Below are 11,464 nucleotides of genomic sequence, written 5' to 3'. Positions count from 1 at the left end.
CGACGACGCGCAGGCGCTGATGTCCGTGGAGGGGTTGGAACCGCGGCCGTGGAAGAACCCCGCCACCCATGTCCGCCACAAAGTGGTGGTCCCGGTTTCCGGCGTGCACCGCGGCACGCTTGCGGCGCTGGAATTCGCGCGCTCGATGTCCGCCGATGTCGTCGCCGTCACCGCCGACATCGACCCGAAGGGCACGGAGCGATTGCGCGAGGATTGGAAACGCTGGGGCAACGATGTGCCGCTGGTGGTGCTGGAATCGCCCTATCGCTCCACCGTCGCGCCGCTGATCGAATACCTTGAAGAGGTCGACAAGCGCCCCGCCGATCACGCCCTGGCCGTGGTCGTCATTCCGGAATTTGTGCCCGCGAAGTTCTGGCAGAAGTATCTGCACAACCAGACCGCGCGACTGCTCAAGGACGCCATCCTCTACCGCGAAGGACGCAAACATGACCGCATCATCATCAGCGTCCCCTTCCACCTCAGCCGTTAGGTTCGACCGGCGCGTCGGGCTCACGCCCGCCGGCGTTCGAAGCGGCGGCCGACGAAAAAGAACGTGATCGTGACCGCCACGATCATCGCGGTCATCATCGAGAAGTAGATGCCGGGCGTCATCTGCGTGTAATAGCGCGAGAAGATCCCGGCCAGAAGGTTGCCCATGAAAATGGTGCACAACCAGATGCCGGTGATGGTGGACTTCATCCGCTCCGGCGCCTCCTCAAACGCCAGTTGCAGACCGATGACCGAGATGCACAGCTCGGCCATGGTCATGAGGATGTAGGCGCCGACTTCCCAGAGGATCGAGACCTTGGCGGTCTGCGCCGCAAACCCGGCGACCGCCATCACCGCCATGCACATCACGACCATCACAAAACCGATCAGCATCTTCTTTGGCGATGACAACCGGTGCGTCTCGTCCCGGTCGGTGCGCGACCAGATGCAGGCAAACAGCGGCGAGAGGACGACAATCAGGATGGAGTTGAGCCCCTGGATCGAATCCGGCGGAATCCGTCCGAAGGCGGTTTCCAGGACCATGTAATCGCGCGCAAAGAGCGTCCAAGTCGAATAGGACTGGTCAAACACCGACCAGAAGAAGACGATGAGCGCGAACAGACCGGACAACCGCACGAGCACACGCCGCTCCTCGCTTTTCTGTTCCGGGGTCTTGGGAACGCGCGACAGCGCCCGCATGTCCTCTTTGGGGTAATGTTTCTTGCCCAGGTAGAAGATCCCCAGCGACACCGCCATCAGGATGGTCGGAGCCATGAACGCCGCTCCGTAGCCGTAGCGGTCGCGGATGAAGGGGAGCGTGGTGGTGGTCGACGCCGCGCCAATGTTGATGGCCATGTAGAACCACGAGAAGGCCTGCGACAACAGATGCGATTTGCCCTGCTGCTGGTACATCAACCCCATGAGCGTGCTGATGTTCGGCTTGATCGTGCCCGAGCCCCCAGCCAGGAGCGCCAAGGCGACATACAGCCCCACCTCGCTGTCGAAGGTGCCGAGGATGATATGCCCCATGATATAGGGGATCGCGAAGTAGACAATCGTCCGGAACTTCCCCAGCCAGCGGTCGGCGATGTAGCCGCCGACGATCGGCAGGATGTAGGCGGTGGCGGAAAACAGCGAGGCGACAGTGGCGCTGTTGGCGTCGGAGTACCCCAGCTTGTTGATCATGTACAGGACCAACAGCGCCTTCATCCCGTAGAAACTGGCGCGCTCGGCCAGTTCGCCCCAAAACACGAACCAGAATCCGCGTGGATGTCGATTGCTCTCGTCGGTCATGGACGCTTCTCCCTGGACTGGGTGTCCGATGCGGCAAGATCATCGCTGTCGCTTGGCCACACAAGCGGATGCTTGTCTGGTTCTGGCACAATCCCGGTGTTCACCCGAGTGGGTCGGCAGTGCGCGCCTCAGCGCGGCGCCAGCACCCGGACGGGAAGGACCATCGCCGTCAGCCCGGCAAACTGCAGTCGCCGTTGTAACTGGTACCCTGTCTCGTTGTGCAGCAGACGTTGATACCAACGCTCCTCCTCGAAGATCAGTTTGCCGGCGAAGAAAACCGCCTGCGGAAATTGGGCGGCGATCTCCAGGCAGAGCGCCTCGGCGGTTTCGACCGTTTCCGTGCCCACCGCCAGCCGGTACTCGGCCGCCAATCCCCACTGGTTGGCTAATCTCGCATACTGTCGCAGCGCCTCTTCCGTCCGCCGACGAACATCCGCCACGGCATCCGCCCCCTTGAAACTGGCCGAATCCAGCACACCCACGGACACGAAGATGTAATTGCGGAAGTGGCCCGGAAACTGCCGCTGGATTGACAGCAGGGAGTGAACGCCCAGACCGGCATACGATCCCACGAGCAAGACTGCGGTCGGCGCGGATGGATCCAACGCAGGCGCCGGAGTTGAGTCCCGATCGGGCACGGATTGAAGGATGTCGTCCAGCTGTCGTAGATGGACATTCACGCGCCGGTAATGGTGGCGGATCAGGAGGCAGACGACGATCACCATCAGGGTGAGCACCAGTGTGACCCATCCGCCCTCTCCGAATTTCTCATAGATCGTCACAACGAGGATGGAGACGCACATGGTCAGCCCGATTAGATGAATGACAATCTTGCGTTTCCAGTCGGGATGCCGCTGCCGATCGCGGAACCAGAATCGCGACATCGACAGTTCGGTCAGTGAAAAGGTCAAAAACACATTGATGGAGTACATGACGACGAGATGGGTCACGTCGCCGCCGGTATAGAGCAAGGCCGCGACCGCGCTGGCGCCCATGATCAGGATGCCGTTTTGCATCGTGAGGCGATCCGACAATTGAGAGAAGCGATGCGGCAGCCAGCCATCCTGCGCCATGTTTGCCATCACTCGAGGCCCGTCAATGACACCCGCCTGCGCGGCGACGACCAACAACAACGCCTCGGACAGCAGGGTCACAAAGACAAAGGCGCTGACCGCCCAACCACCCCAGTCGCTGAAGCGGGCGGCAAATGACTCGGTCAGGACCGCGTTCATCGTCTTGCCCGCCTCGGGCTGGATGTGGGCCAACAGATAGGCAATGATGAGTCCGCTGGCAGTCAGAGCCAGCGACGTGGCCATCAGGACCATGGTGCGCTTGCCGGTCTGCACCCGTGGTTCGCGCATGATCATTAGTCCATTGGAGACGGCCTCGATACCGGTGTAGGTGCCGCCGCCCATCGAGTACGCTCGCAAGAACAAAGCCAGCATTCCGGCCAGCCCCAGTCCTGCGGGAGGCGGTTCGAGTCCACGCGAAAAGCCGTCGGCGATCTGACCGGCCACCACGGGAATCTCATGGAAGCGGCTTGAGATCACACCGAGTACGAGGATCGCGTGCATTAACAGAAAGGTGATGAAGATCGGCGCGAGGACCGTCACCGATTCCTTCACACCGCGCAGGTTGAGCACCGTGAGGATGCCGATGCCCGCCAGCTCTACCACCAACTTGAGCTGGAGGACGCCGGCGATTGTCAGGGTTTGCCAGTGCAGCGGCAGAAAACTGAAGATCGCATCGCCAGCCGCGGCCATCGAGATGGCGATCGTGAAAACGTAGTCAATGAGCAGCGCCGATCCCGAAATCAGCCCGATATGAGGGCCGAACACGCTCGATGTGACCACATATCCGCCGCCGCCATAGGGGAAATGCTCGATGATCCGGCTGTAAGCGTAGGCAATGATGCTGACGGTGAAGGCAGTCGCCGCCGCCAGGGCGATTGCGAGGTATGTGTGGCCACCCAGTGCCTTGAACGCCTCTTCGGGGCCATAGGCCGACGATGAGAGTCCATCAGCGCCCAACCCCACCCATGCCAGCAGCGCGATCAGCGAGACCTTGTGAAAGAGCCCCGGCTCTCCCAATTCCCGCTTACCGCCGATGAACAGAAGTTTGAGTCTCCTGCCCCAGTGTCTACGCTGAGGCAATGGCTCAGGAACGCGGCCCGGTGTCCCATCAGGATGCGAATCACCAAGCCGCCCGGACGGATCCTCCGCACCGGAAACGGACATGCTGTCTCCTCTCCGGCCTACGAGGTTAGCTGACGGGCTCGGGTGGAAGAGACTGCGTCACCCTACGCTTGGTGCGATTCGCCCCGACTTCTGGGTCCCCCGCTCCCGTGCAAGCGCGCGGGATTCGGCCATTGTTGGCGGTAATTACGCAGCAAACAATTGCAGCGCTAATAGATTCTTAGGTTCAGCTGTAGATTGACTGGAAGGCACAATGCGGCAGGGACTTGCCCCTGCCGTGAACATGGCTTCTGCAGATCTATTGGGATCGAAATCGCGTACTGAGACAAAGCCTCAGCGGAGTTCCAGCATCCGGTCCAGCGCCAGTTTGGCGTCGCGGGCGATCTCGGGACGCACGACAATCTCCTTGTCGTGCGCGCCCGGACCGAGCGCCTCGAGGCAGACCGCCAGATCCTCCAGCGACGTGCGGAACATGTTCACGCACAAGGGGCAATTCTGGCCGGAGAGTTCGAAGATGGTCTTGTCGGGATGTTCATCGGCCAGACGCGAGGTCAGATTGATCTCGGTGCCGATGGCGATGATCGATCCCGGCTGCTGCGCGCGGACATACTTGTCGATGAAGGCAGTCGACCCCGACGCATCGGCGACGTTGACCACATCCTCGTGGCACTCGGGATGCACCACGATCTTCACCCCGGGGTAATCCCGCCGCGCCCGCTCGACATGCGCCACCGTGAAGTTGGTGTGCACATGGCAGAAGCCCTTCCAGAGAATGACACGCGCCTTCCGGAACGGCGCCGGATCGGTCGGCGGATGAAGCGGGTCGTAGAGGACGCGTTCATCGCGGGGAATCCCCAGACGGTTGGCGGTGTTGGTGCCCAGATGTTCATCGGGAAAAAAGAACACCTTCTCGCCGCGCTGGAAAGCCCACTCGAAGGCCCTTTCGGCGTTCGAGGAGGTGCAGATGAGGCCCCCGTTGGCGCCGGTGAAGGCCTTGAGACGCGCCGACGAGTTCATGTAGGAAATCGGAATGATCGTTTTCAGATCGGTGAATCCACCGAGGAATTCCCAGGCCTCATCGACCTGGGCGTCATCGGCCATGTCGGCCATCGGGCAGCCGGCGCGCAAATTGGGCAGGTAAACCCGCTGCTCCGGGCGGCACAGAATACGCGCCGATTCGGCCATGAAGTGCACGCCGCAAAAGACGATGTGCTCAGCCCGTTCCTGCTGCGCGGCCATCTTGGAGAGGTAATAGGAATCGCCGACAAAATGCCCGAACGGCACCACTTCCTTGCGCTGGTAATGGTGGGCGAGGATGACCAGCCGGTCCCCCCAGCGGTCCATCTGCGCCCGCACCCGTGCCGCCAGCGCCTCCTGCTCGGCCGATGCCAAGGGACGTTCGCAACTGGTGCGTCCGTAGGGTGTGTCCAGAGTGGCTTCTGGCATGACGACTCTGCTTCTCCTCTGTGCCGTTCAACAGCCCCGGCGCCGGGAAGTTCCGAAATATGACCCCGCCTCACCCTGATACGCAAGTGCCGTCCCAATCGTGTGTTAGACGCCCGCCCCGTCGCAGCGGGTTTGCCGCCGCCGGGCGCCCGCGTCTGTCAAAACACGCAAATTCCGTCTTCCAAAGAGGTTGATTGCCGAGTGCAATCCTCCTATTTGTGACTCCCTCGCCTGCGCGGCGGGGACGGGATATACATGGGTCGCATGCGGTCTTCCTCATGGCTCCGCTGGGTGTCGGCGGTCGGGTTCGGCGTGTTCGTCGGGCTCTCGCTGTTCACCTTTCATTTCGCCGAGGGACTTTCCTACCTCAGCAATGATCCGGCCGCCTGCAAGAACTGCCACATCATGAACGAGCAGTTCGACTCATGGGTGAAATCCAGCCATCACACCGTCGCGTCCTGCAACGACTGCCATGTGCCGGCGACCTTCCCCGACAAGTATTTCGTCAAGGCGGAGAACGGCTGGCACCACTCGCGGGCGTTCACACTTCAGAACTTCCATGAGCCGATCCGTATACGCCCGACCAACCTGCAGGAGTTGCAGCACAACTGCATCCGCTGCCATTCGATCATGGTGGGCGACATCGCCGCCCACCGCGATGTCGAAGACATGCAGGCCCGTTGCACCGAATGCCACCGCTCGGCGGGCCACCTGACCACGAACTGACTTACGGAGGATGTCATGCGCCGCCTGATGCCGTTTCTGCTCACCATTGCCGCCACCGCCGCCGCCACTTGGGCGGTCGCCACCCTCCTGCTCAACATCTCGCAGCGCAAGCAGGAGGGCGCCTACCAGTATCTGAGACTGGTCGAGATCACCGAAGAGACAATAGATCCCTCGCTGTGGGGCAGGAACTTCCCCCGCGCCTACGAGGGCTACCTGCGCACCAGCGACACCGTGCGCACGCGCTATGGCGGCAGCGAGGCCTTCTCCAAACTCGACACCGACCCGGCATGGAAGCGACTCTTCAGCGGCTACGCCTTCGGCGTTGACTACCGCGAGGAGCGCGGCCACGCCTTCTCGCTGGAGGACCAAAAGACCACCCTGCGCACCTCGCAGTTCAAGCAGCCCGGCGCCTGTTTGCAGTGCCACGCCGGCGGAATGAAGCAGGTCTATGAGTCGGTCGGCGGCGGCGATTTGCAGAAAGGATTCGAATTGGTCTGCGCCATGCCGTTGGACACCGCCTGGAAGTATGTCAGCCACCCGATCGCCTGCACCGACTGCCACAATCCGGCCGACATGAAGCTGCGCATCACCCGTCCCGGCTTCCTCAATGCCATCAAGCTGGTCAAGGCGCGCGAGGGGATTCCCAACTACGATCCCAACACCATGGCCACGCGCCAGGAGATGCGCACCTTCGTCTGCGGCCAGTGCCACGTTGAATACTACTTCAAGGGCGAGGGGAAGATTGTCACTTACCCTTGGCACAACGGTCTGACCATGGACGGCGCCGAGGCGTATTACGACAGCGTGGGCTTCAAGGATTGGACGCACAAGGAGACCGGCGCGCCGATGCTGAAGGCGCAGCATCCGGAATTCGAACTGTGGAACCAGGGCATTCACGCCCGCTCGGGCGTGGCCTGCGCCGACTGCCACATGCCCTACATGCGCGAGGGCGCTGCCAAGATCACCGACCACCACATCCGCAGCCCGCTATTGAATGTCTCGCGCGCCTGCCTTCCCTGCCACCACTTCCCCGAGCAGGAGATGCTCGCCCGGGCCGAGGCCATTCAGAGCCGGACCATCGCGCTTTTGGATCGCGGGGAAATCGCCGTGCTGGCGCTCTGCGACGCGATTCTGGCGGCGATGCGGCGCGGCGCGACCGAGCAGGAACTGGCCGGACCGCGCGCTCTGCACCGCAAGGCGCAGTGGCGTTTGGACTACATTTCGGCGGAAAACTCCAGCGGCTTCCATGCCCCGCAGGAAGCGGCGCGCATCCTCGCCGAAGCGATCGATTACGCCCGCCAGGGCCAGTTGCAGGCAGAGTTGATCCGCCCGTCGGGATTGTCGGTGAAGTAGACCGAACTCAAACGTCCCGGCAGTCGACCGCCTCGACCGCGGGCGCTTCGACCACACGCGCCAGGCCGCGCTCGCCGAGGATGTTGACGATGTAGAGCCCCGCCAGAACCAGGCACGCGCCGGCGGCGGTCGCCCAGGTCGGCGTGTCCCCCAGGACCAGCCAATCCAGAACCGCCGCGACCACCGGCGTCACAAACGCGATCAGCGACAGGCGGCTGGCGGTCATCGTACGCAGCAGATGATAAAGCGTCACAAACGCGAACGCCGACCCGAAGACCGCCAGGAACAACACCGCCCCGATCGACGTCCAGTTCCAATTGAAATCGGAGACGTCCTCGAAGCCGCCCGCCAGCGCCAGCAGGAAGAAGACACCCAGACTCATCTGGATCAAATTGAGCACCACCGGGTCCTCGCCGGTCAGGTGCCGCTTGACGATGATGTTCGACGCCGCCGAGGTCAGCGGCGAGAGCAGCATGAGCCCCGGCGCCCACCAGGCGGTGGTCGAGGGCGCGTTCGCCCCGCCGGCGAACAACACCACCACACCGCTGAACCCCACCACCAGCCCCGCGGTCTTGACCGTCGTGAGCCGCTCGTGCGTCAGGAAGTAGTGCGCGCCGATGGTGACGAAGAACGGAAACGACGCGAACAGGATCGCCGCCAACGCGGCGTTCATGTACTGCTCGGTCAGGTAGGTGACCGCGTAGGAGCCGGCGTACATCAAGAAGGCGCTGATGGCAATCCAGCCCCACAACCGGCGCGTTTTCGGCCAGTGCGGCTTGCGCCAGGCCACCACCGCCCCCAACAGCAGCGCCGCGACCAGAAACCGGATCGCCGCGCCGTAAAACGGTGGCGATTCCGTCAGTCCAATCTTGATCGCCAGCCAGGTCGCGCCCCACACCAGGCACAGCGACGCAAACAGGATCGTGTTCGTCATGACGTCGGTGATTCAACGACAAACGGCGTCCCGTGTCGAGACGCCGTGTCGTTTCCCCTCTCGAGCATACCGCACTAAGTCCTCAAACAGACCAGCGTAATGTCATCGGCGACCGGCAGGTCTTTCTGGAAGTTCAGCACCTCGTTGACGACCTGCTCGATGAACGCCTTCGACGGCGTGTCGCGCCAGGTCTTGATCAACTCGACCAGCCGCTCCTCGCCGAATTGCTCCTCGGATTTGTCGGCGGCTTCGGTGACGCCGTCCGTGTAGATCACCAAACGGTACCCCGGGCCCATGGCCACGGTCTCTTCGCCGTAGTTCGACCACGAAAACGCTGCCGCCAACGGCCCGCCGACTTCGAGCGTCTTGATTTGGCCGCCGGCATCTACCAGATACGGCGGATTGTGCCCGGCGTTGCAGTAGGTCAGCGTGTGATTGACCGAGTCATAGATCGCATAGAAGAGCGTGACGAAGGTCTTGGCGTCGGTTGAGCCGAGCAGAAGTTTGTTGACCGCGGTGACGCACTCGGAGACCGTGCTGGTGTTGAAGGCGCTCCCGCGCATGGTCGCCTGCAGATTGGCCATGAGCAGCGCCGCAGGCATGCCTTTGCCCGACACGTCGCCCACCGCGATCCCCCACCGCCCGTTGCCGAGATCGATGTAGTCGAAATAGTCGCCGCCCACATCGCGCGCCGGATGCGACACGCCCGCGATGTCGGCGCCTTCGATCTGCGGCGCGCTGCGCGGCAGCAGGAGGCGCTGGATGGTGGTGGCGTTGCGGAGGTCATCCTGCAACTGGTGCAACTTCTGCTCTTCAGCGTAGAGACGCGCGTTCTCGATGACCTGCCCGCACTGCGAGGCGATGATGGCCGCAAGCCGCGCGTCCTCCGAGGTGATCTCGCCGTCGATCTTGTTGAAGAGGTTGAGAATACCGATCAACCGCCCCTTCAATTCCAACGGCACCGACAATAGCGACTTGATGGGCAGATTCTTGGCGTCGGCGCCGCCGAAACGCTCGTCGTTGGCCAGATCGTTGATGACCAGCGGCTTGCGATTCTTATGCATCCAGCCCTGCATCTGGATGGAGATCCGCATCGGCAGGCCGTCGCCGCTGGAGACCACACGCATCAGCGTCTTGGTCGGATCCGACTCGCTGTCGCCGAAGAGGTGAATCGTCCCCTGCTGCACCCCGAGGCGGCGCATGCATTTGCTGACGATGAGCTTGTTGATCTGCTCCGGCGCCATGGTCGAGTTGATCGCCAGCGCAATCTCGTTGAGGACCGACAGCTCTTCCACCGCCCGGTGCAGGCGCTGGTTTTCCGTCTTGAGCCGTTCGACCTCCGTCGATTCCGGTGTCGGCGCGTCGTCTCTTTTCGATCCGAACAAGGCAGCCATGCAGTGTGGGACTCCTGTCTGGACCCCAAGTAACGTTCCCGCCCAGACAAGTCAAGCGACGACTCAACACGCGCTAAAATCCTGCCCGCCGCCGCCCCTACCCGATGGGCAGGTGTGAGACGCCCGGCCGGCGGTCCTGTAGATCGGCCATCGGCGTTTTCGATCAATTTGACAGGGCGACTTCTCGCCGCTGCGAGCGGAAAACCCGGGTTCGTGTTTGCTTTTTCACCGAATTGGAGCGATCTTAGGGCGCTGTCAAACGCGCCGTGTACCCCGCTGTTTCACGCGCTTCAAAAACGAATTGGGAGACCCTATGCGTCCACTGCGATGTGTCCCATCGTTGTCCTGTTGCGGCGTACTGCTTGCGCTCCTCCTGTGCGTGGGTTCGACCGCCGCTTCCGATCAGCCCGCGCCCCCGTCGTCACCTCCCGCCGTCTCGACCATCATCCTCAATGCCGGGCAGTGGGATGACAGCATCCTGGCCTGCGTGCGGGGCCAACAGGCGACACTCTGGCTCACCGCCTCGGCCGTGATCACAGACCAGGTGGCAGTGCGGCGTGACGAGACGGTGGCGGCCGGCTCCGACGCTCGTGACCCATTCCCCGCATTGACCGATCGCCACAATCACCGACTGACGCGCATCGGGTTTCCGGATGGCCTTCTCGCGGTATCGCAGCTGGCGCCCGGCGAGACTGTGGGCTATGCCAACTTCCTGATCGGCAACGACCCGCGTCGCTGGGTGGCGGGTGTGCCGATGACCACAAGGCTGAGCGCACGCAACCTCTATCCCAACGTCGATCTGGAGCTGTCCACCGACGGGACCACGACAATGTCGCTGGTGCTACATCCTCCGGCGGACCCATCGGCCATCCGTCTCGACCTGCCCGGCCGGCCGCGCGCTACCATCGAGGCGCTCGACTGGCAGGATGGCTCAGTGTCGCTGTCGCCCTATCTGCAATCTGCCGCGGCGGCGCTGGACTACGGGACGTTCCTGGGCGGCGCCGCTTACGATGTGATCTTCGCCCTGGCGGTGGGCGGCGATGGCGCGATCTACGCCGCAGGCAACACCGAATCGGCAACCTTCCCGACGCTCAACGCTTACGATCCGACCTACAACGCGGGCTCCTTCGGCGACTTGTTCCTGACCAAGTTCTCCGCCGACGGACTAGGGCTGATCTACAGCACCTACATCGGCGGCACGGGGCCGGATATCCTCGCGGGGATGGTCGTCGATCCCACCGGGCGCCCCTACCTGACCGGCGTCACGGGCTCCTCGACCACCTTCCCCATCGTCGGCGCCTATGATCCCACCTACGGCGGGACCGGCGATGCCTTCATCATGCGTCTGAACCCGGCCGGCAGCGCGATCGAATTCAGCACGTTTATCGGCGGCGCCAATGAGGACTACGCGCGCGGGATTGCCATCGACGCGGCGGGCAACGCCTACATCTGCGGCCACACCAAGTCATCCGACTTTCCGGCCCTGGGCGGCCTGGATGCCAGTTACAACGGCGGCAGCTACGACGCCTTCATCACCAAACTCGACGCGACCGGCGCGGCGCTGGCCTACAGCGCCTACATCGGCGGCAGCGGCGACGACCAGGCCTTCGGCATCGCGGTCGATGCCGCCGGAC

Annotated in this window: 9 protein-coding genes and 1 riboswitch; of the genes, 4 read left to right on the top strand and 5 right to left on the bottom strand. The window is 62.9% G+C overall.

Going from position 1 to position 11,464, the window contains the following annotated elements:
• On the top strand, positions 1-490 hold a 490-nt coding region (locus tag VNN55_09685), incomplete at its 5' end, for a permease (protein ID HWO57825.1).
• 20 nt (positions 491-510) lie between these two features.
• On the opposite strand, the gene VNN55_09680 is transcribed toward VNN55_09685, so the two are convergent.
• The 3 genes from VNN55_09680 to nadA all read right to left on the bottom strand — a co-directional run bounded on the left by VNN55_09680 (position 511) and on the right by nadA (position 5,423).
• A complete protein-coding gene (locus VNN55_09680; protein ID HWO57824.1) occupies positions 511-1,782 on the bottom strand; it encodes an oligopeptide:H+ symporter in 1,272 nt (423 codons plus the stop codon).
• Between the two features lie 128 nt (positions 1,783-1,910).
• The gene (locus VNN55_09675; protein HWO57823.1) at positions 1,911-3,935 is read right to left on the bottom strand and encodes an APC family permease; all 2,025 of its coding nucleotides are present in this window, start codon (positions 3,933-3,935) and stop codon (positions 1,911-1,913) included.
• Positions 3,936-4,022: 87 nt separating this feature from the next.
• A riboswitch (cyclic di-AMP (ydaO/yuaA leader) is annotated at positions 4,023-4,159 on the bottom strand.
• A gap of 151 nt (positions 4,160-4,310) precedes the next feature.
• Positions 4,311-5,423, bottom strand: a complete 1,113-nt coding sequence (gene nadA, locus VNN55_09670) for a quinolinate synthase NadA (protein HWO57822.1) — start codon at positions 5,421-5,423, stop codon at positions 4,311-4,313.
• 264 nt (positions 5,424-5,687) lie between these two features.
• On the opposite strand from nadA, the gene nrfH reads away from it, so the two are divergent.
• Both nrfH and VNN55_09660 read left to right on the top strand, forming a co-directional pair.
• Entirely contained in the window at positions 5,688-6,149 is a 462-nt protein-coding gene (gene nrfH / locus VNN55_09665) for a cytochrome c nitrite reductase small subunit (protein HWO57821.1), read from the top strand.
• A gap of 15 nt (positions 6,150-6,164) precedes the next feature.
• Positions 6,165-7,502 carry an ammonia-forming cytochrome c nitrite reductase subunit c552 gene (locus VNN55_09660; GenBank protein HWO57820.1) on the top strand — a complete coding sequence of 446 codons (1,338 nt, stop codon included), beginning with the start codon at positions 6,165-6,167 and terminating at the stop codon, positions 7,500-7,502.
• 7 nt (positions 7,503-7,509) lie between these two features.
• On the opposite strand, the gene VNN55_09655 is transcribed toward VNN55_09660, so the two are convergent.
• Complete coding sequence (locus VNN55_09655; protein ID HWO57819.1) at positions 7,510-8,436, bottom strand: DMT family transporter; 927 nt, start codon at positions 8,434-8,436, stop codon at positions 7,510-7,512.
• 74 nt (positions 8,437-8,510) lie between these two features.
• On the bottom strand, positions 8,511-9,830 hold the full coding sequence (locus VNN55_09650) for a GAF domain-containing SpoIIE family protein phosphatase (protein ID HWO57818.1): 1,320 nt from the start codon (positions 9,828-9,830) through the stop codon (positions 8,511-8,513).
• Between the two features lie 313 nt (positions 9,831-10,143).
• Here VNN55_09650 and VNN55_09645 point away from each other — a divergent pair.
• On the top strand, positions 10,144-11,464 hold a 1,321-nt coding region (locus VNN55_09645), incomplete at its 3' end, for an SBBP repeat-containing protein (GenBank protein ID HWO57817.1).

The organism is bacterium (assembly GCA_035559435.1).
Lineage (GTDB): Bacteria > Zixibacteria > MSB-5A5 > WJJR01 > WJJR01 > JACQFV01.
The sequence above is the reverse complement of the archived record's forward strand: the minus strand, read 5'-3'. Positions and strand labels throughout refer to the sequence as shown.